The organism is Streptomyces hydrogenans (assembly GCF_014656075.1).
Lineage (GTDB): Bacteria > Actinomycetota > Actinomycetes > Streptomycetales > Streptomycetaceae > Streptomyces > Streptomyces hydrogenans.
This window is the reverse complement of the sequence record NZ_BNBS01000109.1, coordinates 1-21,156: the sequence shown is the minus strand read 5'-3', so window position 1 is coordinate 21,156 and position 21,156 is coordinate 1. Positions and strand designations below refer to the sequence as shown.

The 21,156-nt window shown below is 74.5% G+C and carries 21 protein-coding genes; 6 read left to right on the top strand and 15 right to left on the bottom strand.

Features of this window, described 5'->3' with window-relative positions:
* Window positions 1-13 precede the first annotated feature (13 nt).
* A complete protein-coding gene (locus IE321_RS42345; RefSeq protein ID WP_306311877.1) occupies window positions 14-490 on the bottom strand; it encodes a VanZ family protein in 477 nt (158 codons plus the stop codon).
* 551 nt (window positions 491-1,041) lie between these two features.
* Between IE321_RS42345 and IE321_RS32150 the strand changes: the two genes are divergently transcribed.
* From IE321_RS32150 to IE321_RS32140, 3 genes are all read left to right on the top strand, one after another.
* Entirely contained in the window at window positions 1,042-1,629 is a 588-nt protein-coding gene (locus IE321_RS32150; protein WP_043220360.1) for a DUF4230 domain-containing protein, read from the top strand.
* 51 nt (window positions 1,630-1,680) lie between these two features.
* Entirely contained in the window at window positions 1,681-2,127 is a 447-nt protein-coding gene (locus IE321_RS32145; RefSeq protein WP_190225479.1) for a hypothetical protein, read from the top strand.
* A gap of 325 nt (window positions 2,128-2,452) precedes the next feature.
* On the top strand, window positions 2,453-3,331 hold the full coding sequence (locus IE321_RS32140) for an oxygenase MpaB family protein (RefSeq protein ID WP_190225484.1): 879 nt from the start codon (window positions 2,453-2,455) through the stop codon (window positions 3,329-3,331).
* A gap of 295 nt (window positions 3,332-3,626) precedes the next feature.
* Here IE321_RS32140 and IE321_RS32135 read toward each other — a convergent pair whose 3' ends face one another.
* Window positions 3,627-4,478, bottom strand: coding sequence for an RNA polymerase sigma factor SigF (locus IE321_RS32135; protein ID WP_190225478.1), 852 nt, complete (start codon window positions 4,476-4,478; stop codon window positions 3,627-3,629).
* A 191-nt stretch (window positions 4,479-4,669) separates the two neighbouring features.
* Here IE321_RS32135 and IE321_RS32130 point away from each other — a divergent pair, with 191 nt between their 5' ends.
* Window positions 4,670-5,092, top strand: coding sequence for an ATP-binding protein (locus IE321_RS32130; protein ID WP_190225477.1), 423 nt, complete (start codon window positions 4,670-4,672; stop codon window positions 5,090-5,092).
* A 61-nt stretch (window positions 5,093-5,153) separates the two neighbouring features.
* On the opposite strand, the gene IE321_RS32125 is transcribed toward IE321_RS32130, so the two are convergent.
* The 7 genes from IE321_RS32125 to IE321_RS32095 all read right to left on the bottom strand — a co-directional run bounded on the left by IE321_RS32125 (window position 5,154) and on the right by IE321_RS32095 (window position 12,867).
* A complete protein-coding gene (locus IE321_RS32125; protein WP_190225476.1) occupies window positions 5,154-5,579 on the bottom strand; it encodes an SsgA family sporulation/cell division regulator in 426 nt (141 codons plus the stop codon).
* Window positions 5,580-5,724: 145 nt separating this feature from the next.
* Complete coding sequence (locus IE321_RS32120) at window positions 5,725-6,126, bottom strand: STAS domain-containing protein (protein WP_190225475.1); 402 nt, start codon at window positions 6,124-6,126, stop codon at window positions 5,725-5,727.
* Window positions 6,123-7,235, bottom strand: coding sequence for a cobalamin B12-binding domain-containing protein (locus tag IE321_RS32115; protein ID WP_190225474.1), 1,113 nt, complete (start codon window positions 7,233-7,235; stop codon window positions 6,123-6,125). The genes IE321_RS32120 and IE321_RS32115 overlap by 4 nt, the downstream gene beginning before the upstream one ends.
* Window positions 7,232-8,914 (bottom strand): PP2C family protein-serine/threonine phosphatase, encoded by a 1,683-nt coding sequence (locus IE321_RS32110; RefSeq protein WP_190225473.1) that lies wholly within the window; start codon window positions 8,912-8,914, stop codon window positions 7,232-7,234. Before IE321_RS32110 ends, IE321_RS32115 begins: the two co-directional genes overlap by 4 nt.
* Before the next feature lie 226 nt (window positions 8,915-9,140).
* A complete protein-coding gene (locus IE321_RS32105; RefSeq protein WP_190225472.1) occupies window positions 9,141-11,354 on the bottom strand; it encodes a GAF domain-containing SpoIIE family protein phosphatase in 2,214 nt (737 codons plus the stop codon).
* Window positions 11,351-11,749: an STAS domain-containing protein gene (locus tag IE321_RS32100; RefSeq protein ID WP_190225471.1), complete on the bottom strand. Its 399-nt coding sequence runs from the start codon at window positions 11,747-11,749 to the stop codon at window positions 11,351-11,353. Before IE321_RS32100 ends, IE321_RS32105 begins: the two co-directional genes overlap by 4 nt.
* 287 nt (window positions 11,750-12,036) lie before the next feature.
* On the bottom strand, window positions 12,037-12,867 hold the full coding sequence (locus tag IE321_RS32095) for a DUF1206 domain-containing protein (RefSeq protein WP_190225470.1): 831 nt from the start codon (window positions 12,865-12,867) through the stop codon (window positions 12,037-12,039).
* Between the two features lie 133 nt (window positions 12,868-13,000).
* Here IE321_RS32095 and IE321_RS32090 point away from each other — a divergent pair, with 133 nt between their 5' ends.
* On the top strand, window positions 13,001-13,258 hold the full coding sequence (locus tag IE321_RS32090) for a WhiB family transcriptional regulator (protein WP_190225469.1): 258 nt from the start codon (window positions 13,001-13,003) through the stop codon (window positions 13,256-13,258).
* A gap of 85 nt (window positions 13,259-13,343) precedes the next feature.
* On the opposite strand, the gene IE321_RS32085 is transcribed toward IE321_RS32090, so the two are convergent.
* Complete coding sequence (locus IE321_RS32085) at window positions 13,344-13,790, bottom strand: ATP-binding protein (RefSeq protein WP_043220347.1); 447 nt, start codon at window positions 13,788-13,790, stop codon at window positions 13,344-13,346.
* Window positions 13,791-13,909: 119 nt separating this feature from the next.
* Window positions 13,910-15,112, bottom strand: a complete 1,203-nt coding sequence (locus IE321_RS32080; RefSeq protein WP_229916634.1) for a PP2C family protein-serine/threonine phosphatase — start codon at window positions 15,110-15,112, stop codon at window positions 13,910-13,912.
* A 107-nt stretch (window positions 15,113-15,219) separates the two neighbouring features.
* Between IE321_RS32080 and IE321_RS32075 the strand changes: the two genes are divergently transcribed.
* Window positions 15,220-15,732, top strand: a complete 513-nt coding sequence (locus tag IE321_RS32075; protein WP_043220346.1) for a MarR family winged helix-turn-helix transcriptional regulator — start codon at window positions 15,220-15,222, stop codon at window positions 15,730-15,732.
* Window positions 15,733-15,849: 117 nt separating this feature from the next.
* Here IE321_RS32075 and IE321_RS32070 read toward each other — a convergent pair whose 3' ends face one another.
* From IE321_RS32070 to IE321_RS32055, 4 genes are all read right to left on the bottom strand, one after another.
* Window positions 15,850-17,025, bottom strand: coding sequence for a PP2C family protein-serine/threonine phosphatase (locus IE321_RS32070; protein ID WP_043220344.1), 1,176 nt, complete (start codon window positions 17,023-17,025; stop codon window positions 15,850-15,852).
* A 49-nt stretch (window positions 17,026-17,074) separates the two neighbouring features.
* Window positions 17,075-17,443, bottom strand: a complete 369-nt coding sequence (locus tag IE321_RS32065) for an STAS domain-containing protein (protein ID WP_043220342.1) — start codon at window positions 17,441-17,443, stop codon at window positions 17,075-17,077.
* A 61-nt stretch (window positions 17,444-17,504) separates the two neighbouring features.
* Window positions 17,505-19,955 carry a SpoIIE family protein phosphatase gene (locus IE321_RS32060; protein ID WP_190225467.1) on the bottom strand — a complete coding sequence of 817 codons (2,451 nt, stop codon included), beginning with the start codon at window positions 19,953-19,955 and terminating at the stop codon, window positions 17,505-17,507.
* Between the two features lie 108 nt (window positions 19,956-20,063).
* A partial coding sequence (locus IE321_RS32055; protein WP_190225466.1) for an ATP-binding response regulator occupies window positions 20,064-21,156 on the bottom strand: 1,093 nt, incomplete at its 5' end.

Genomic DNA, 21,156 nt, shown 5'->3' with positions numbered 1-21,156 from the left:
CGGCGCCGGGGCGTCAGAGGGACGGTTCGGCGGGGCGACGGCGCCACCACCGGCGGGCTCGGGTGCGGGGATGGACGGCACGGCCCATCCGCCGGCCGATGAGCACGTAGCCGAGGAGCGCTCCCGTCGTGTTGAGGAGGACGTCGTCGACGTCGAAGGCGCGGCCCGTGACGAGCGCGCCCTGCACGAGCTCCACGAGCAGCATGGTGGCGGCGGTGAGGAGCGCGACGCGGAGGAAGCCGCGTGCCCTGCGGGACAGCAGCGGCAGCAGGATCCCGAAGGGGACGCCCAGGACGATGTTCCCCCCGAGCTGCTTGACGGTCTCCACGAAGCCGGGCCGGCTGAGGTAGCTCTCGATCGACCGGCCCGGTGTCAGGTTGCTGTGGGTGAGGGAGACGGACTCCGGCGAGGCCTCCAGGGTGAGCCGGGCCAGGACCACGGCGAACGCCACCATGCCCGCGAGGGCCACCAGGGCGACCAGTGCCCGCACGAACCGCCCCGGCCCGCGCCGGACCGGGACCGCCGCCTCCGGCCTTCTCTCCGGTCCTTCCTCCGGCCCCCGGGCGTCCGGCTGCGCCTTGTCCTCTCCCTTTCCGTCCGGTCCCGTGCCCTCCCGGCCGTCTGCGTCCGGTCCCTTTCCGACCGGCTGCGCGCCGCTCCGCCGTTCCCGGGCGCCGGCGGGCGCCGCCTTCGTCCCGCCCCCCGCCGCCGCGGCCCGTCTCCACTTCGGTCTCCAACCGGTCATGCGCTTCTTCCTCCCCTGGGGCGGCCGCTCGGCGACCGCGCGACGAGCACGTGCGAACGGATCCCGCGTACCCGCGCCGAGGGGCCTCATGCCGCGCGTTCCGTGGGGCCGCCTCACCCGGACCACTCGCCCCCGGAGCACCAACAGGTGCCGATCACAGGGAAGTTGGGCATGGGAGGGGCCGACACGGGCATCCGGCGTCCATGGGAGAAGACACCGAGAACAGACCCTCGCCGCCCCTCCGGACACGGAAGCGCTCCGGAACGAGGTGGCGCCTCGTCACCCTCGTTCTGCTCGTGCTCGCCGTCGTCCTCATGCTGATCAGCTGGTTCCTCGGCATCGCCGTTCCGGGCATCTTCGGGACGGACGTGAAGGACCGCTCCGGCCCCGCCGTCCTGAAGTCCGTCCAGGACCTGAGCCGGTACGAGGGCGCCTCCGGGAGCTACCAGGTGGTGGTCGACCTGGAGCACGACGCGCGGTTCCTTCCGGACGCGATCCGCGGCACCCGCACCCTGTACGTGGCCAACGGCAGCGTCGGCGCCTACGTCGACCTGGGTGCCCTCGGGGACGGCGCCGTGACCGTCGACGCCGACCGGACCGAGGCCTCCCTGCGCCTGCCGCACGCCCGGCTGGCCGACCCGGCGCTCGACCCGGAGCGTTCGTACGCCGTGTCCAAGCAGCGCGGTCTGCTCGACCGGCTGGGCGACCTGTTCTCGGACAACCCCTCCAGCGAGCAGGCCGTCAACGTCCTCGCGGCCCGGCGGATCGGCGACGCCGCCCGCGAGTCCGGCCTGACGGAACGGGCCGAGCGGAACACGACCGCGATGCTGAAGGGGCTTCTGGGCGGGCTGGGCTTCGAGCGGGTGACGATCACCTACGGCTGAACGGAGAGCCCCGCGGTTGCGCCATCCGGACGGACGGGGCAGGGGCCGGACATGAGCACGCATGACGACGAGCGGTACACCTCCGGCCGCCCCTCCTCCCCGGACGAGATCACGGTGGAGGCCCTCGGCGCGCTGTCCAAGGCCCTGGAGACGACGGAGCGCGCGCGGGGCCATCTGTACGGCTTCCACCAGCTGACCGGCACCGCCGACTTCGAGCTCGACCGGGCCGTCGAGCTCCTGCGGGCCGCCGGGCACGACGCTTGGGCGGACCGGGTGGAGACCGAGATCCTGGGACGCAACGTCATCCCGGACCACTGGACCTTCCAGATCGTGGAGTCCTACAACAGCACCTACTACGAGCCGTTCCGGTCGCCGGAGCGGGCGGCGGTCGCCGCCCTCGCCGACGGCCGTGAGCACCGCCTCGAAGCCCGCTTCAAGAAGCGGCGGCGCACCGCGGGCCATCCCGATCACACCCCCGGCGAGGGGATGGAGGACTGATCGCGCGTCCCGCGGCAGGACGGCGCCTCCGTCGGGCGGCGTTCATCCGCCGAGCGCGGTGTCGCGCTCCGCGACGTCGCGGGACGTACCCGGCGAGGACCGCCGCGCACGGCTCCTCCGCTCGCCCCGCCGCCTCGACCCCTCCCCGGGACGGCGCCCGCATGCCCCTGCTCCCTCGCGGACGCGGTGCCGGCACCGGCACGCCGGCGGCGGCTCCGCGGCACGGAACGGTTCCCCGGGTGATCCCCCACGCGTGCGCCGCGCGACCGAAGGGCAGTCTGGAGGAAGGAGGTGGTTCCCGGTGCGCACGGTGCTGATCCAGCGGATGCGCGGAAAGGTCGGCGAAGCGCTGCTGCGGCGGGTGGCCGGGCCCACCGTGCACCGGAAGCGCGACCGGATCCACGGCACCCCCGGCCCTCGCTGGTTCGCCCCGGACCGTCCGGTGCGGGTCGTGCACGGGGACGCCTCGATGTACATCGGCGGCCTGGCGGCGCTGCTCCTGCAGTCGCTCCATCCCGTGGCCATGGCCGCCGTCTGGGCGCACTCCGGCTTCCAGGGCGATCCCTGGGGGCGGCTCCAGCGGACCAGCACCTTCCTCGCCGAGACGACGTTCGCGACGGCGGCCGACGCCGAGCGGGCGGTACGACGGGTACGGGCCGTGCACGCCGGGGTCACGGGGACGACCTCGGACGGGGTGGCCTACCGGGCCTCGGACCCGGCGCTGCTCTCCTGGGTGCACCTGGCCGAGGCCTTCTGCTTCCTACGGGCGCACCAGCGCTACGGGGCGGCCCCGCTCGCGCCCGGCGGCCGGGACGGTTACGTCGCGGACATGGCGTCGGTCGCCCGGCGGCTGGGGGTTCCGGACCCGCCCGTGACCGAGGCGGGTCTCGCGGAGGCGCTGCTGCTGCGGCGGGGCGAGCTGGCGGCCACCGCCGAGTCGGCGGCCACGGCCCGGTACCTGCTGGCCGAACCGCCCCTGCCGTGGCCGGCCCGTCTCCCGTACGCGCTCCTCTCGGCGGCGGCGGTCGACCTCCTGCCGGCGTGGGCGCGGGAGTCGGTCGCCCTGCCGGTGCGCGTACGGCTCCTGCTGCCGCTGGCCCGGCCGGGCGGCCGGCTCGTCTCGGCGGCGATCCGCTGGGTGACGCCTCCGCTGCCCGCCCACCTCGCGCGACCGGCGGAGGAGGGCGTGCCGCCCGGCGGGTGACGCCCGGCCGCCCGCTTCCGTGGGGTCCGTGCCGTCCGCGGGGGCGCTTCGGCGAGCGGCCCCGCCCCTCCGCGCCACCTCGCGCGTCGTACGGGCCGGGTCACCCGCGGCGGTGACGGTGGCGTCCGGGGTGTGGGCGCGGTTCCCCCTCGCTCCTCGCGGGACACGGGGAAGGGCGCCCGCGGCGGGCTTCAGCCCGGCGGACGCCCTGGAGACGTGCCGTTCGGCGCGGAGACGGGTCCCCGGGGCCGTCAGCCGCGCGGCTCCGTGGCGCGCGCGGTGACGGCCGGCCGGTTCAGTCGGTCTCCAGCAGACCGGCCCGCAGGCGCTTCATGGTGCGCGCCAGCAGCCGGGAGACGTGCATCTGGGAGAAGCCCAGGCGTTCCCCGATCTCGGCCTGGGTGAGTTCCTCGACGAACCTCAGATGGATGATGTGCCGGTCGCGGTCGTCGAGGTCGGCGATGAGCGGCGCCAGGGAGTGGAAGTCCTCCACCAGTTCCATGGCGGGGTCCTCGCTGCCGATGAAGTCGGTCAGGGAGGCGTCTCCGTCCTCGTCGTCACCGCTGAGCGCGGCGTCCAGGGACGAGGAGTTGTAGCCGTTGGAGGCCAGCCGCGCCTCGGTGACCTCCTCCTCCGTGAGGCTCATCAGCTCGGCGAGCTCCTTGACCGTGGGAGTCCGGCCGAGGCGGGTGCTCAGCTCCTCGGTCGCCTTGGCCAGCTCCACCCGTGCCTCCTGGAGTCGGCGGGGCACGTGCACCGCCCACGAGGTGTCGCGGAAGAACCTCTTGATCTCGCCGACGATGTAGGGCACGGCGAAGGTGGTGAACTCGACCTCCCGCGAGAGCTCGAAGCGGTCGATCGCCTTGATCAGGCCGATGGTGCCGACCTGGACGATGTCCTCCATCTCGTCGGCGCGGTGGCGGAACCGCCCGGCGGCGTAGCGGACCAGGCTCATGTTCATCTCGATGAGGGTGTTGCGCGCGTACTGGTACTCGTGCGTCCCCTCCTCCAGCACCGTGAGTTCCCGGAAGAAGACCTTCGACAGGGCTCGCGCGTCCTTCGGCGCGACCGCCAACGTGTCCGGGATGATCGGCAGCGTCCCCGCTCCGGTCTCGACTCCCGCGCCCGACATCGTGGTGATCGTCACACCTTTCCCCTTTCACGTGTATCCCTTAGCGGGATGCGTGGCCCTGTAGCGCTTCGCTTACCCTGAGCCTTCACTTCCACTCCGGTCAATTTCCGAGAAGATTCCGGCGGCGTCCCAGGATGCCGCACACCGGATTCATCCGACACATACCGGGCATATGGACCTTTCGAATGGTCGTCCTGAGGAGAGTCATGACGCGGGATCCCTCGATGAAGGCGGTCGGATGGGCGCGGTCGCTGCCCCTCGGCAGCAGCGTGAAGGCGGCGCGGGACTGGACGCGCGGACACCTGACGGCGCTCGGGTGGGACCGTGCCGCGCCGGACACGGCGGACTCCGTGGTCCTGGCGGTCTCCGAGCTGGTCACCAACGCCCACGTGCACGCCCGCAGCGACGCGCAGCTCATCCTCACCTGGGACGAGGAGTGCCTGCACGTCACCGTGCACGACTCCTCGCCCCGGGTCCCCGAGCAACGCCGGCCCGACGACGGCGCCACCGGCGGACGCGGCCTGCTGCTGATCGCCGCCCTCGCCGCCAAGGTGCGGACCCATCCCTGCCCGCGGGGCAAGGACGTCACCGCCTGCTTCCGTCCGGTGCCGCCCGGCAGTTCGGACTGAGGGGCCGCGGCCGGGGGCGCGCTCCGCGCGCGTCCCCGTACGGCGGTTCGAGGTCTGCACCTCAGCCCCGGAGGGAGGCGAGCAGCGGCCGCCAGTCGATGTGGCGCTCCTCCGTGCCCTGCGGCACCAGGACGAAGGTGCCGCGCACGAAGCGGGCGAGCTCCTCCTGGTCGCACCGGATCGTGGCGCGGTGCCCGGCGCCGCCGAGCAGCAGGAGGAGCTCGCCGTCGGGGGCGGGCCTCAGGTGGACCTCTCCCTCGCCGGTGGGTCCCAGCGCTCCGGCGAGGACCATCTCGCGGTCGAGGCGCCACACCACGGACTCCTCGCCCAGGAGGTGGAAGGCGATGCTCAGGGCGTGGGGGTCGCGGGAGTGGTAGCCGACGGAGGTGTCGATCCGGACGACGGCGTCCGGGCCGACGAGTTCCATGACCATGGGCTGCGTGAGGACGTGCGGCGACGGGAGCGACGTGGCGCGGGGCTGGGACATGAGTCCTCCGGCTGGGGGGAGCGGGCGACGGGCGGATGCGGTGTCCGCTTGACCCGTCCCGTCCCTGTTACACCTCCCGTACGCCAGACGGATGTGCCGATGCTGTCGTGACCCTGTGAAGACCGCGAGGAATCGTGACCGGCCGTCAGGAGCGTTGGCTCCCGGGCCCGTCCGCCCCGTCGGCCGGGATCCCACCGGAGGGCTCCGCCGTCCCGGTGCGGCCCGTCAGGTGCTCGTACGTGCCGGTGAGCAGGAGCAGTCGGTCGAGGAAGGCCGGCCTGTGGTCCAGGTGCAGTCGTCCGCCCGCCGTCGAGACGAGCCGGTGGAGGGCCAGCAGCGCGGACAGTCCCATCGAGTCGCACAGGGTCATGCGGGCGCAGTCGAGGCGGACGTCGGCGGGGCCGGGCGTCCGGTCGAGGCGGGTGCGGACCACGTCCAGGAGCTCGTCGGCGCTGTCCCAGGCGAGGTCGCCGGCGAGCCCCACGCGCAGGGTGCCGTCCGCCGCGGTGACGGCCTCGACCGCGAAGGGGTGGTCGGGGGTGTTCACGAGCGGGGCCCGGGGGCCGACGGACGCGGTACGCGGACGAGGGCGTCGCGGCCCGCGGCGAGGTGGGCCCGCGCGCGGGGGAAGTCGCGCTGGGCCTGGGCGAGGAGGTCGAGCGCGGCGACCAGGGCGTCTCCCGCGACGCCGCGGGCCCGGAGGACCCCGGCGGTCCAGGTGACGAAGCCGGTGAACAGCTCGGGGTCGTCGGCGTAGAGGGACGCGGCGAGGAAGTCGACGATGTGGGCGACGTCCTCGGCGGTCCGTTCGCGCTGCCGGTCGTCGTAGGAGGCCATGGCCGGGACGGTGTCCTCCAGCCCCTGGAGGACGTGGCGGACGAGCTGGGGCCGGGCCCGGGTGACCAGGGTGTACTCCTGGTCGGACAGGTGGGAGAGGCCGCCGGCGGGGTCCGTCCTGGGCTCCCCGGAGTGCCTGGGTCCCTCGGCGAGGAGGTCGGCGGCGGCACGGGCGTCGGGCGCCCACCCGTCGGCGCCGAGCAGACGGGCGTACCTGCCGTCGGGGCCGAAGGCCGCCCCGCCGACGAGCACCGGGAGACCCACGGCCTGGACGGCGCTGATGGCGGCGTGCGCCGTCGGGAGCCGGACCGGCAGCGAGGACGAGAGGGCGACGACGTCCGTGCCGGTCTGGTGCAGGTGCGCGATGAGGTGGGGGGTGGGGACGTGGGCCCCGAGGTAGTCGACGACGAAGCCCCGGCCGCGCAGGACCTCGGCGAGGAGGCGGGCGGGCAGGGCGTGCCATTCGCCGTCCACGCAGGCGACGGTGACGCGCCGGGGTGGCCCTCCGGGCGTCCGACGGTCGCCGGGCTCCGCGGCGGGGGCCGGGGTGCGGTGGGCGAGGGCCGCCACGACGCGGTCCTGGATGGCCGTCGCGGCGTGTTCCTGGGCGACTCCGATGCGGCCTGCGGCCCACTCCCCGCCGAGTCTGGCCTGCACGGGGCCGATCACGTCGAGCAGGAGGTCCTCGGCCGGGGCCCCCTCGTCGTGGGCGTCGAGGACCGCGGCGGTGGCCGCGGCCTCGTCCCTCGCCCCGAGTGCCTCCCACAGTCGTCGGCGGGTCGCGGCGAGGTCGGTGGACGGGGTGGTGCGGGTGTTCATGCGGTGTTCCTGTCCGGAGCGCGGTCGCTCCCCGCGGACGGGCGGGTGGTGTGCGGTGCGGTGATGGCGACGACCGCCATGTCGTCGTGCGGGCCGCGGCCCACCCAGTCGCCGGCGATCATCTGCACGCGTTCGACGACGGCTTCGGCCGGGAGCCCGGCGCAGTCGGCGAGGGAGGCCCGGAGCCGGCCCTCGCCGAACATGGCCGAGCCGAGCGGCCCGCCCCGGGCCTCCGTGATGCCGTCGGTGTAGAGCAGGCAGGTGTCCCCCGGTGCCAGGTGCACGGTCGCGGAGCGGCAGGGGACCTCGGGGAGCGCGCCCACCAGCGTTCCGCCGGTGTCCGCCTCCTCGACGTGTCCCGTGGAGCGCAGGATCAGCGGGCGCGGGTGACCGGCACTGGTCAGCCGCAGCCGCACCCGGCCGTCCGCGCGTCCCACCGAGGCCAGGACCAGGGTGGCGAAGCGGGTGTGACGGGAGTTCAGGAGGGCGCCGTTGAGCAGCCTCAGGACGTTCTGGTGGTCGTCGGCGAGGGGCAGCAGGGCCTGGACGGTGCTGCGGATCCTGCCCGTGAGCACGGCCGCCTCCAGTCCCTTGCCGCACACGTCCCCGAGGACGGCGAGCGTCTCCTGCCCGGCGTCGGTACCGGGGTGGACGTCGTAGAAGTCGCCGCCGATCCGCTCCGTGTCCTGGGAGGTTCGGTAGCCGCCGGCGAAGTCGACCCCGCGCACGTGGTGGAGCTGCGGCGGGAGGAGTTCGGCGATCAGCGCGCGGGTGACGCGCGCCTGTTCCGCGTAGAGGCGGGCGGCCGACAGGGCGGCCCCGGCCCGGGCGGCGAACAGCCGGGCGAAGAGCTCCTCCGACGCGTCGAAGGCGCTCTGCCCGCCGCGCCGCAGCAGGAGCAGGGCGCCCGCGGGAACGCCGTGGCCGGGCAGCGGGGTGATGGCGACGGATCCGGGGGCTTCCCCGAAGTCCTCGGGGACGGCCCAGGCCGGGAGTTCGGCGGGGTCGATCCAGCGGGCGGGTACCGGGGGGAAGCCCTGGAGGGCTTCGGCCAGGCCGGGGACGGAGGTCGGGTCCATCGCGACCTGGCTCCGGTCGAACCTCTCCCCCACCGCGGTGACCACGGGGTACCGGTTCCGCACGGGCGGGGAGATCACGAGCGCCGCGTCGCCGAGGTGGGCGGCCGCGAGCAGGGCCGCCTTCTCCAGGCACCGGTCCGGGTTCAGCGAGGACAGCAGCTGGGTGGACGCCTCGGCCAGGAGCGCGGTGCGCTCCTGCTCGGTGCGCAGGGCGTCCTCCGCGGCGGTCAGGTCGGAGTCGTCGACCAGCCACCAGGCCACGTCTCCGTGGCCGGACTCGGTGGGGTGGGCGCGCAGGAGGCGGCCGTCGTGGTTCCCCCGCAGTGGCGGGCCTCCGGGGCGCGTGGCGGCCGCGGCGTGCGGCGTGCCCTGGGGGACGGCCAGTCGCCGGTGTGCGTCGGCCAGCCATCCCGGCACGACGCCGTCCAGCCACGAGCCGACTCCCATCCGGGGAAAGAGGTCGGCCGCGGCGTCGTTGAACTCCACGACGCCGCCCTCGCGGTCCGCCACCACCGCCGGGTGGGGCGAGCGGAGCCAGGAGGTGCCCGTGGCTCCCCGGGGGGCCCGGGAGCGGCCGGATTCGTCTTCGGAAACAGTCATATGTGTGGCCCGTGTGCCGTGGCCCGCCACCTTCCCAATCGGCGTCGGCTCGTCCGTCCACCCTTGCCCAGGGCGTGCCGCACATCAAGTGAAAGTCCCTCTTCCGGGAGGGATCCGGCTTTTGCCCGCCACATCCCCACCGTTCCGGCACAGGGGCTTCACCTGAGGCACATTCCCGGGGTCCTGTTCCCGGCCGGCCCGGGGGGCGACGGGCCGGCCGGGACGTTCAGGTGGCGGTGAGGACGAGGACCGCCCGGTCGTCGTCGATCTCCTGACCGCCGGTGAACTCGTGCACCGCCCGGGTGAGGGCGTCCACCACCTCCTGGGCCGAGGGGCGGTGCGGGGCCCCCGCGACGGCTTCGACGAGGCGTTCCTCGCCGAACTGCTCGCCGTCGTCGTCGCGGGTCTCGCTGACGCCGTCGGTGTAGAGCAGCAGGCTCTCGTGCGGGTCGAGGTGCAGGGTGCGGGAGACGACGTCGACCTGGGGGGAGATGCCGAGCAGGGAGCCCGGGGCGTCGACGAGGCGGGTGGTGTGCCGGGAGTCGAGGTGGAGGGGCAGGGTGTGGCCCGCCCGCACCAGTTCGACGTCCAGTCCGTGACCGGTGGGGGTGAGCCGGCCGTACACGAGGGTGACGAAGCCGGTGCCGTGGCTGTCCGGCCTGTTGACGAGGGCCCGGTTGACGGCCGCCACGACGTCCTCGGGACCGGGCAGGAAGGGGGTGACGGCCCGCGCGGTGTGGCGGACGAGGGCGGTGGTCGTGGCCGCGATGGCGCCGCGTCCGCAGACGTCGCCGAGGAGGAACGCCCAACGGCCGTCGTCCAGCGGGAAGACGTCGTAGAAGTCGCCGCCGATGTCGAGGCCCTCGCCCGCGGGGTGGTAGGAGGTGGCGACGTCCGCGCCGGGGACGTCGGGGAGTTCGGGCATGAGGAGGCCGGCCTGGAGGTCCCGGGCGAGGGTCACCCGGTGGGTGTACTGGCGGGCGTTGCGGGCGGCCGACGCGGCGCGTCGGGCGAGTTCCTCGGCGAGGGCCACCCGGTGTCCGTCGAAGGGGTCCTTCTCGTCGGAGAGCAGGGTCACGGTGCCGAAGGCGGTGCCCCGGTCGAGCAGCGGGACGCACAGGTAGCCCGTCACGCCGAGGTCCTTCCAGGGGCCGGGCCCGGTGGGAGCGCGCCGCGCGATCTCGCTCGCGCGCGTGGCGAGGACCCGGGCGACGGCGTCGTCGGCGGCGTCGTAGACGGGGAGGTGCGAGGCGAGCACCCGACGCCGCCGTTCGTCGGGGGCCGCCGTGGCGACGCGGCGCAGACGCCCGTTCTCCACCACGTCGACGGCGCAGAGCGGCGCCAGCCTCGGGGCGCAGGAGTGGGCCAGCCGCTCCAGGGTCTGGGCGGCGTCGAGGTCGACGGTGAGGGCGGTACTGGCCTGGAGGAGGAAGGCGAGGTCCTCGCGGGCCGCCCGCTCCCGGACCTCGGCGGCCTGGCGGGCCGTCTCGGCCCGCTGCCGTTCGACGGCGAGCGCGGCGGTGTCGGCGAAGAGGCGGGCGAGGGCCAGGTCGGCCTCCTGCGGGGCCCTCGGGGCGCGGTGGTACATGGCGAACGTCCCCAGGAGGGTGCCGTCGCTTCCCAGGACGGGGGTGGACCAGCAGGCGGCCACCCCGGCCCGCCGCGCCAGCCCGCGGAAGTCGTCCCACAGGGGGTCCGTCGCGATGTCGGTGACGATCACGGGCGCGCGGCGGTGCGCGGCGGTGCCGCAGGAGCCGACGCCCTCGCCGACACCGATGCCGTCGACGGCCGCGTTGTAGAAGTCGGGCAGGCTGGGGGCGGCTCCGTGGCGGAGGCGGCGGCCGTCGCGGTCGGCGAGGAGGACGGAGACCACGAGGTCCTCGGGCGACAGCTCCTCTATGGCGCGGGCCATTCCGTCCAGGACCTCGTCGAGGGGGGCCTGCCGGGCGATCTGCTCCAGGAGGACGCGGTGTTCCGCCGTGAACCTCTGGGCCTGCTTGACCTGGGTCGTCTCCACCCCGATGACGCGGACGCCGGTGACGTTGCCGCCGGAATCGACGCGCGGCTCGTAGGTGAGGTCGAAGAACGCCTCCCGGGAGCGGTTCCCGTCGCCCAGGACGATCCTGGCGTCGCGGCCCGTGTGGGGTTCGCCCGTCCGGTAGACCCGGTCGAGGAAGGCGAGGAGTTCCTGGTCGGCGGGGGCGGCCATCAGCTGTCCGAGGGGTACGCCGGTGCGGACGCGCCGCCCGGCGCCGATCGCGCCGAAGAAGGCCGGGTTCGCGCTCTCCACCACGTGCGCCGGTCCGGCGAGGGACGCGAAGACGGCCGCCGACCTGCCGAACAGGGTTCTGAGGTCGTCGTCCGCCGGGCCCGGGGCGGCCGGACCGGTGTCCACCGTCCGGTCGGGCCGGTGCGACTGCTGACCCGGTACACGCCTCATGTGGTCTCTTTCCCGTTCTGCCGCGCCGGTGCTCCGGCTCCGGGGGCGGTGTCCCGCCCCGCGGCGAGTGCCCCGTGCACGTCGGCGTGCACGGGGAAGATCTGGTCCAGCCCCGTCAGGGTGAAGAGGCGGAGGACGGTCGGCGGCACGGCGGCGAGCGCCAGGCCCCGGTGCCGGGCCTCCAGGGCCCGGTAGAGCCGCAGCAGCGCGCTGACGCCGCTGGAGTCGCAGAAGGTCAGACCGGCCAGGTCGGCCACCACGGTCCCCTCCCCGCCGCCCGGCGCCGTCGCTCTTCGTCCGGCCTCGTCCAGCTGGACGACGCTGTCGTGGTCCAGTTCACCGCGCAGGACCAGCACCGTGCCCCACTCCTCTTCCCTGACCTCGATCGAGAACACCCTCGGCTTCCTCCGTGTACGGCTCCGCGCGGATTCTCCGGGCCGGGAACCGGCTCCGACGTCTCCGCTCTTCCGCCTTTCCCCGCCCCTCGGATTCATGGCGGGGCGACGCGTTTCGGCACCGGGTTCGGGGTCATCCGGTTCCTCGGACACGGTCCTCGCCCCGGAAGGATTCCCTCGTGCCGGTCATGCTGGCTCTGGTGTTCGGTGTCGGAGTGGCGATGGCGTGGTGGAGCGTCACGCCCGTCCCCACAGGTCCGCGGAGGAGGTCCAGGTGACGGCGGGGGTCATACCTCGCGCCACTTCGCCTGGCCGAAGGAGAAGAGCCCGAAGAGCACGAGGCCGGCCGCCACCGCGAGCAGCAGCCCGGGTCCCGCGGGGGTCTGGGCGAAGGAGCGGATGGTGTCGTCCATCCCCTTGGCCCGGTTCGGGTCGAACGCGAGCGCCGCCCGCACGCCGGAGAGGCCGAGCGCGGCGAAGACGAGACCGCGTCCGACGCCGCCCCCCACGCCCGTCACGTCCATGAAGCGGCGCGGGTACGTCCCCAGCCGCCCCCACGCGAGATCGTCGCGGTACTTCCGCAGCACCGCCCTGCCGGCGATCCACACTCCGGCCGCCAGGATCCCCACGGCCACGGCGCCGACCCACCAGCGCCCGCCGGGCAGGTCGAGGAGACGGCTGGTGACGTCCCGGCTCTGACGGTCGGTCGCCCCCTCCCCGCTCCCCCGCTCGCCCGCCGCGAAGGACAGGACGAGGAAGGCGGAGCCGGCGTAGAAGACGCAGCGCCCGGCGGACAGGGCCCGCTTGTGCGCCTTGTCCCCCTTCGGGCCGGACCCGCCGAGGGCCGCCTCCGAGAGCCGCCAGGCGGCCATCCCTGCGAGGACGACGCCGAGGGCCCAGGCGACGTCGGTGTCGAAGGGGGTGGCGGCGGCGTGCGCGACGGCTCCGCCCCGGTCCGCCTGCTCGCGCGTCCCCGTGAGGCCGATGTGGACGGCCAGTGCGCCGATCAGCAGGTACAGCACTCCCCGCGCCGCGAAACCGGCCCGTGCGGCCGCCCGTATGCCTTCGCCCGCCGCCGCTTTCGCGGGTGCGGCGGCGTGCGGGCTCGATGTGGTCATGTCGTCTCGCTCCTCCCGGTCGGTCTTCCGGGTGCCCCGTCAGCGCCGGACCAATCCCCGCCGGGTTTCACACCCGGACGAGGGGTCAGGCGGACGGGAGGACACATCCCGACTCGAGTGCCAGGAGGCTCACATGAACGGCTGGCGTACGGCCGCGGCCTGCCAGGAGGTCGACCCCGATCTGTTCTTCCCGGTGGGGGCGGGCTCCCCCGCCCTCGCTCAGGCCGAGGAGGCCAAGAAGGTCTGCCGGCACTGCCCGGTGCGGGAGGAGTGCCTGCGCTCGGCCATGGCGCAGCCCCATCCGCCGGCGGGTGTGTGGGGTGGTCTCACCGAGGCCGAACGGAGCGCGCTGCGACGGCGCTCCCGCCGCACGGCGGAGGGGCGGCGCTGAGCGCCCGGGGGTCGTGTTCCCCGCTGTCCGCCCGGACCGGGTGCCCCGGTCCGGGCGCCGGCCTGCCGGGCCCGTGCCCGTCGTCCTACTCGGGCAGGAGGGAGAGGCACGCGCGGACCCGCTTGCCCTCCGGGGCGGGCTCCACGGTCAGGCTCTCGCAGACGGCGACGACGATCTCGACCCCGTGCTGCCCGATGCGGCGCGGGTCGTGGCCGCGGGGCACGGGGGCGGCGGCATCACCGTCGAAGACCGAGATCTCCAGGGTGTCCTGGTGCAGTTCCAGCAGCAGCCTGCAGGAGCCGGCCGCGTGCCGGACCGCGTTGGTCACCAGTTCGCTGACCACCAGCTGCGCCAGTTCGACGCGCTCGTCCGGCACAGGTTCGAGCCGCACGGGCGGGGCCGCCGCGAGGAAGTCGGCCGTGAAGGCACGGGCGGAGGCGATGGCGCCGCTGGGGGGAGCGTCGCCGTAGACGACGCTCGCGGACAGCAGGGGCTCCGGTGCTGCTCGCTCCGCGGTGATCGCGTCCGTCATGGCGCTGGTACTCCCCTCGTCCGGGTGGGTGGGCGCTGCTCGGCACCTCGTACTCCGCCTTTCCCCTGTTCGCGGTTCCCACACCGCCCGCAACCGGGATCACACCGTCCGGCGGCATCTCAGGGGGCCGGCGGAGGGGGGTCCTCGTGCCGTTCCTCGCCCGGGGCCCCGGGCCCGTGGCCCCGCCAGTCGAGGCAGAGCACGAGGACCGCGTCCGGTGTGGCGCGGCGGGCGTCGCGCAGGGCCCGTACGACGGCACGGGGGGTGTCCGCGCCGCTCAGGCGGCCGGCCCCGGCCAGGGCGCGGGCGACGGATCCGTCCGCCGTCCCGGGGTCCCCGGCCGCCGGGGGCTCGTCCGTGCCGCAGGCGACGAAGACCAGCCGGTCGCCGCGCAGGAGCCCGAGCCGCTGGGTGGCGTAGACGGTGTCCTCGAACATGCCCAGGGGCAGCTGGCGGTCCAGTTCGATGCGCTCGCTCAGGGCGCCGCGGATCCGCCAGAGCGTCGGCGAGCCCGCGTCGACGGCCTCGATCCCGCCGGTGGTCAGGTCGAGGCGGACCAGCAGGGCGGCGAGCGGGCTCTTCCCCCGGTACTGCCCGTAGAGCGCCTGGTCGGTGAGGCTGGCCTGTGCCACCAGGTCGAGTCCGGCCCGTCTGGCGTTGCGGATCGCCGTCAGCGCGAGGGTGCTCACCAGGGCGGCGGGGGTGCGGGGGCCGAAGGCGGCGGCGACGACGCGGAGGAGTTCGTCCTCGGTCACGCTCCAGTCCAGGAGGTGTCCTCCGGAGGTGTAGGCGGGCTCCCAGTAGGCGTGGAGGTCGAACGCCGGTCCGGAGCAGGCCCGGCCCGGCAGGGTGTCCCACTGCATCTCCCCGGCGACGCTGAGGGCGCGCGTCCTGCGGGTGCGGCGGTACAGGTCGGTGTGGCGGTCGGCGACGCGCAGGGCGTGTCCGAGCGTCTCGGCGACCCGGACGAGGCTGTCGGTGGTCTCCGGGGTGGCCCGCTCGGTGGGCAGGACGACCACGAGGACGCCGAAGCGGTCGCCGCGGACCGTGACGGGAAGGTAAACGGTCGCCGTAAGGCCGACATCACGGAAAAGATATGGTTGCTGCGTGCGGAGGACGTGGCCCGCGGGCCCCGAGTCCACGGGCACGTGCGGCATCCCGGCGGGTGTCTGCACGGGCTCCACGGGGCGCAGGGACGTGAATCCGTAGTCGATGAGCAGCAGGTCGGCACAGACCGCGGCGTACAGGTGCGCGAGACTGGTACGGAGGGAGTCCAGGAGGAGGTGCGGTGCAGCCCCGCGCAGTGCGCCTTCCACTGTCACGTGTCGATCCACCGGATCCGTACCGCCTTCTGGAGAGATGTGGAGATGACCGGTCCGTCGCAAGGCCGAAGTCCTCGGCCCCGGACGTCCGAGGAGTGTCGGCAGGCATGAAGAGCAATCCCGCACCGCCCCCGGGCGAACCGCAGCAGACGGCCGAAGCCGCCCGGGAGCTCATCGAGCTGCTGGAAGTGCTGTGGGAGCGCGGTCGGGACATGGTGTCGGCGACACCGGTCTCGGCGAGTCAGCTGCGCGTGCTGTACAGCCTCGACCGCGAGGAGGGCATCAGCCTGCGCACGCTGGGCGACCTGCTCGGCTCCGCGCCGCCCTCGGTGAGCCGCATGTGCGACCGGTTGGAGGCGCTGGGGTTCGTCCAGCGCCTGCCGAGCTCCGTGAGCAGGCGGCAGCTGGAGCTGCACCTGACCGTGCACGGCAAGACGTACCTGCGGGAGCTTCGGGTCCAGCGCGAGGAGGCCCTGCTCGCGGTCATCGCGGACATGTCGCCGACGAGCCGCAAGGCCCTGTTGCGGGGGCTCACCGGCTTCCACGACGCTCTGGAGGGAAGCGGACCGGCCGCCTCGTCACGCCCCCGCACGCCGCTGAAGGACGTCAGTTCGGCCTGACCCCCGCACGGCGCCGGCTCCGGCCGGCCGCGCACCCCATGTCCTCATTGCCACCTCTGGTCGTCCTCGACGCGTTCCACCGGACACCCGCCGGATGTTGCCCCAAGGATACAGTTGTCACAAGGCAACTGTTGACGCGGTGCCGTACCAGTCGAGACAGACGACCAGGGCGTCGTCGTCCAGCGGCCCGGCGCCGTGGTGGTCGCCGAGCTCCCGGAGCACCGCCTGCGGCACCTGGGAGGGCGGCAGCAGGCGCGTCCCGCGGAGCGCCCGGGCCAGCGCCCGGTCCCCGTAGCTCTCCCCGGCGGGCGAGACGGTGGCGTACACGCCGTCGCTGCCGAACAGCAGGCGGTCCCCCGGCCGGACGGTGAACCGCTCGGGGACGTAGACGGTTTCCTCGAACATGCCCAGGGGCAACTGCGCCTCGAAGCCCACGGATTCCACCGCGTGACCCCGCAGCCGCCACAGGCGGGGCGAACCGGCGTCCACCACCTCCACCTCGCCCGTCACCAGGTCGAAGCAGAGCAGGAGCACCGAGACGTAGGCGGCTCCCCGGTACTGCGCGTACACGGCCTGGTCGGCCAGCGCGGCCTGGTCCGCGAGGGCGAGACCGGCCCGGCGGGCGTTGCGGAGCGCGTTGATCGCGAGGTTCGTCAGCAGGGCGGCCTCGATGCCCTCCCCCATGCCGTTGGTGACGGCCAGGGTCAGCCGGCCGTCCGAGACCGACCAGTCGTAGTTGTCCCCGAAGATGGCGTAGGCGGGCTCCAGATGGGCGGCGAGGGCGAACTCGGGGCGGGCGCACGAGCGGCCGGGCAGGAGCTGCCACTGCATCTCCGCCGCGAGGGTCAGCCGGGTCGCGCGCCGGGCCAGGACGTACAGGTCCGTGTCGCGCTCGGCCACCAGGATCTCGTGGCCGAGCGCCTCGCAGACCTGGGCCAGCCCGGGGAACAGCGGCCGCAGGTCGGTCCGGGGCGGCAGCACGGCCGTCAGGACGCCCAGCCGGTCGCCGCGGACGGTGACGGGCAGGTGGAGCAGGAGCGCCCCCTCCTCCCTCAGGACGTACGGCTCCTGGGCCCCGAAGGCCCGCCCCTGGGGGCTGTCGTGGATCGGCACCGACGGATCCGCCCCCGCGGTGCGCTCGACGAGCTGGAGCGACCGCAAGCCGTAGTCCGCCAGGCGGAGTTCCGCCCGCAGGGCGCCGCAGTGCGCCCGCAGGGCCTCCTCGACGACGTGCACCAACTGGTGCGGAGCCGCCCGGCGGAGTGCCTGCTCGATGTCGGCGATCTCCTGCACGTTCTCTTCTTCCTTCCTCCCCCGGGCCCGGGACCGGGCCGTCCTTCCGTCATCTCCCGGCGCCGGCCGCGACCAGCGCCTCCGCCACACCCTCGTACGGCGGGAGGGCCGTCGTCACACCGGTGATCTCCAGGATGCGCCGCACCGCCGGGGTCGGCGCGGCGAGGTGCAGGTCGCCACCGGTCTCCCGCGCTCTGTGGAGCACTCTGATCAGGACGTTCAGGCCCGACGAGTCCATGAAGTCGAGGGCGGCCAGATCGAGTACCAGATGGCGCCGGCCGAGGTCGAGCTGTTCGGTCATGCGCTCCTCCAGCCGGGCGGCCGTCTCCATGTCCAGTTCACCCCCCACGGACAGCACCGCCGTACGGGGATCACGGATGTCCAATCCGACATCCAGGTTCGGTTCCTGCTCGGGCATGTTCCCTGCTTTCCGGGTGGGGGACGGGGGGTGAACGGTCGGGGGCCGGAGGACCGGAGGGTCAGGACACCTGGACTCCGACCACACACGTGTCGTCGTCGGTGTCGGACTTGCTCCGGGCCAACAGCTGGTCGAGGCGTCGTTCGAGGCTCTCGGAGGGCAACCGGGCGACGGTGAGCAGCTGTGCGACGGAGTCGTGGACGGCGGTGTCCCGCCGCTCGACGAGCCCGTCGGTGTACATCAGCACGGTGTCGCCGGGTTCGAGCCGCACCTCGTCCTCCTCGTACTCGGCCTCCGCGAGCGCCCCGAGCAGCAGTCCGCGCAGGAGCGGCAGGTCGGCCGCCTCCTCCCCCCGGACGAGCACCGGCGGGAGGTGGCCCGCGCGGGCCCAGCGCAGTGTGCGGCTCTCGGGGTCGTAGAGGGCGCAGACGGCGGTGGCGGTGACGTGGGCGGTGAGGTGGTGGGCGACGCTGTTGAGCCAGGACAGCAGCTGTCCCGGCCCCGCGCCCGTGACGGCGAGGCCGCGCAGCGCGTTGCGCAGGACCACCATGCTCGTGGCCGCCTCCACGCCGTGGCCCGCGACGTCCCCGACGCACAGGAGCACCTTCTTGGACGGCAGCACGAAGGCGTCGTACCAGTCGCCGCCCACCCGGGACTCGGACTCGGCCGGCCGGTAGCGCACTCCGACGTCGAGGCCCGGCGCGTCGAGCGGCGGCTTGGCCGGCGGCATGATCGCGTGCTGGAGCTGAAGGGTGAGCCGGTTGCGCTCCTCGGCCGCCTCTTCCGTGGCGGCCAGCCGGTCACGGGTGGCCGTGAGGGCGACCTCCGTCCAGTGCTGCGCCGAGATGTCCTGGTAGGCCCCCCGGACGGCCTGGATCCCGCCGTCGGGGCCCAGGACCGGTTCGGCGGTGACCCGGAGGTGGCGGGTGACCCCGTCGTGGCGCAGCATGCGGAAGGCCGCGGAGCCCACCCGCCCGCTCAACACCGTCCGGAGGAAGCGACGGATGGCGTCGGCGTCGTCGGGGTGGGCGTGGGCGGCGAGGTCGCGCAGGGCGACCGGCGACTCCGCGGGGCTGCGGCCGAAGAAGTCGAAGAGCTGGCCGTGCCAGGTGATGTCCCCGGTGACGACGTCCTCCTCGAAGGCGCCGACCCGGCCGAGGCGCTGGGCGTGCTGCAACAGGCCGGCGAGGCGCGCCGTCTCGTCCTCGACGCGCCAGATGAGGAGGACGGCCGCTCCGTGACGGCTGATGCTGATGTCCGCGGGCGAGGTGAGCGGAACCTGGTCCACCAGGGCGGTGAGCCGGACGCGGCGGGCGCGGAACGGCTCGCCCGTGGCGTAGACCCGCTCGATCCGGTCGAAGAGTTCGCCCTCGCCGGCCATGGCGGGGTACGCCTCCAGGAGCAGCGCCCCGTCGACGGAGCCGCGGGGCCGGCCGGCCGGATCCTGGAAGTGGGCGTTGGCGTGCCGGACCCGGAAGTCGGCGAGCCGTCCCTCCTCGTCCAGGTGGGGGGTCAGGACGAGGGCGGGGTCGTAGAGCCCGTCGGAGAGTTCGACCAGCTCCGGCACCCGGTCCCCGGCGGGGACGAGGAGGTGCGCCGGGGCCGCCTGTTCGGGCAGGTCCTCCAGGGTGTGGGCGCAGAGCTCCGCGAGGGCCTCGATCTGGCGTTCCACGGCCTGCGGCTGGGGGTCGAGCGGCCGGGCCCAGCAGATCTCCAGGACGCCGTGGATACGGCCGCCGGTGCCGGCGGGGACGACGACCCGGCCGCCCTCGGGATGGCGCGCGCCTCCGATCGACGGAATGCCCGAGGCCGCCAGGGAGAGGTACCAGACGGTGCGGCGGCCGGCTAGGGCCTGGCGGGCCGCCGTGGTCACCCCCGGGGGGACGTGACGCCAGCGGGCCGCCTCGTCGAGGCCGAACCCGGCGTGGCCTCGCAGGCTCAGCGAGGCGTCCGGGCCGGTGGTCCAGATGGCCACGGCGACGGCGCCCAGGGGTTCGAGGGCGTGCGTGAGCAGCGACTCGGCCACGGCCTGGGTGTCGTCCGCGTCGAGCACCGCGCTCTCCGCCGTGCGCAGCCGGACGGCGGCCGAGCCGGGGGGCTCCGTCTCGCCGGCGGCCGACCGGACGAACGCGTCCGCGGCTTCGGCGCCCCGGTCGCGGGCCGCGTGGTCGATGATGTCCGCGGCCAGCTCCAGCCGGGACAGCCCCGAGCGGTCGGCGAGTTCCGCGAGCTGCCGGGCCGCCTGGGCCGGGCCGCAGCCCAGCCGCTCGACGATGACGCCCTTGGCGAGTTCGATCAGGGCGCGCCCCTCGGCCGCCGCGTGCGCGGCGGCCAGCTCGCCGCGCAGCCGCTCCACGGTGGCGGCGAGCCGGCCGTCGACGGAGCCGTCCCGCACCTCCTGCCGTTCGCCTGCGGGGGCGGGAACCGTGCCGTCGGCCGCCTCGGGCGCCGGGGCGCCGTCGCCGTGCAGTCCGGCGGACGGGTCTCCGCCCCGGAAACGGGGGCCACTCATGTCGGCGACTCCTGGGTCAGGGCGGCCTCGGGGCCGCCGCACGGACGGGGACGGGACGCGCCGGGCGGGCGCGGGGCGGAGGGCCGCCCGGCGGGGGCGGTCACGGGCCTATCCATCGTTCAGCCAGCGGCCGACGCAGGCGATGAGCTCGTCGGCGTCGACGGGCTTGGTCACGTAGTCGCTGGCCCCCGAGGCGAGGCTCTTCTCGCGGTCGCCCGGCATGGCCTTGGCGGTGACCGCGATGATGGGCAGGTCCGCGTACCGCGGCAGCTCCCTGATCCGCGCCGTCGCCGTGTAGCCGTCCATCTCCGGCATCATCACGTCCATCAGGACGAGGGCGACGGCCGGGTTGGCCACGAGTGTCTCGATCCCCTTCCGGCCGTTCTCGGCGTGCAGCACCGTCATGCCGTGCAGTTCCAGGATGCCGCTGAGGGCGTAGAGGTTGCGGGCGTCGTCGTCGTCGACGAGGACGGTCCGGCCGTGCAGCGTGGTGTCGATGGCCCGGGGGGCCGGGGCCCAGTGGTCCCCCCGGACCAGGGGCACGACGTCGCCGGGCTGCTCCGCGGACAGGTGCAGGGCGATCCGCTCGCGCAGCTCGTCGAGGCTGGAGAGGAGCTCCAGCGGACGGCGGCGGGCGAGTTCCTGCAGGGTGCCCTCCTCGTCGGCGGGGAGCCGGCGGTTGTTGTGGGCGAGGACGGGGACGGTGCGCAGCGCCTCGTCGCCGTCCATGGCGGCCAGGAAGCGCAGGGCGTCGCCGTCCGCCATGTCGACGTCGAGCACCACGCAGTGGAACGGCTGGGTGGCGAGCGCGGCGGCGGCCTCCAGCGGGCCGACGACCGCGATCAGTTCGATGTCCGTCCGCTGGCCGTGTCCGCCGTCGGCGGCGAGCTGCGTGACCGCGTTCTCCGCGACGACGGCGAGGAGTCCTCGCGGGCGCTCCTCGATCACCAGGAGGCGCCGCGTCGGCCGGGCGGCCGTGGCGGAGGCTGCGAGGAGCGCCCCGCCCCGCGCGGGCGCCGGGCCGGGAAGGGCCGCGGGGGTGCCGGCCGGAGGGACTTCGGCGGCGGTCTGCTCGCTGAAGTCGTCGCGGGTGACGGGCAGGTGGAGGGTGAAGGTGCTGCCCTCGCCGGTGGCGCTCGTGACCGTGAGCGCGCCGCCGAGCAGATGCGCGATCTCCCGGCTGATCGACAGCCCCAGGCCC

Excerpts from the sequence above, each read along its gene's own strand:
- IE321_RS32145 (WP_190225479.1), top strand. The coding sequence starts at position 1,681 with ATGAGCACGCATGACGACGAGCGGTACACCTCCGGCCGCCCCTCCTCC.
- IE321_RS32140 (WP_190225484.1), top strand. The coding sequence starts at position 2,453 with ATGCGCGGAAAGGTCGGCGAAGCGCTGCTGCGGCGGGTGGCCGGGCCC.
- IE321_RS32130 (WP_190225477.1), top strand. The coding sequence starts at position 4,670 with ATGACGCGGGATCCCTCGATGAAGGCGGTCGGATGGGCGCGGTCGCTG.
- IE321_RS32125 (WP_190225476.1), bottom strand. The coding sequence starts at position 5,579 with ATGTCCCAGCCCCGCGCCACGTCGCTCCCGTCGCCGCACGTCCTCACG.
- IE321_RS32115 (WP_190225474.1), bottom strand. The coding sequence starts at position 7,235 with ATGAACACCCGCACCACCCCGTCCACCGACCTCGCCGCGACCCGCCGA.
- IE321_RS32110 (WP_190225473.1), bottom strand. The coding sequence starts at position 8,914 with ATGACTGTTTCCGAAGACGAATCCGGCCGCTCCCGGGCCCCCCGGGGA.
- IE321_RS32105 (WP_190225472.1), bottom strand. The coding sequence starts at position 11,354 with ATGAGGCGTGTACCGGGTCAGCAGTCGCACCGGCCCGACCGGACGGTG.
- IE321_RS32095 (WP_190225470.1), bottom strand. The coding sequence starts at position 12,867 with ATGACCACATCGAGCCCGCACGCCGCCGCACCCGCGAAAGCGGCGGCG.
- IE321_RS32090 (WP_190225469.1), top strand. The coding sequence starts at position 13,001 with ATGAACGGCTGGCGTACGGCCGCGGCCTGCCAGGAGGTCGACCCCGAT.
- IE321_RS32085 (WP_043220347.1), bottom strand. The coding sequence starts at position 13,790 with ATGACGGACGCGATCACCGCGGAGCGAGCAGCACCGGAGCCCCTGCTG.
- IE321_RS32075 (WP_043220346.1), top strand. The coding sequence starts at position 15,220 with ATGAAGAGCAATCCCGCACCGCCCCCGGGCGAACCGCAGCAGACGGCC.
- IE321_RS32065 (WP_043220342.1), bottom strand. The coding sequence starts at position 17,443 with ATGCCCGAGCAGGAACCGAACCTGGATGTCGGATTGGACATCCGTGAT.
- IE321_RS32060 (WP_190225467.1), bottom strand. The coding sequence starts at position 19,955 with ATGAGTGGCCCCCGTTTCCGGGGCGGAGACCCGTCCGCCGGACTGCAC.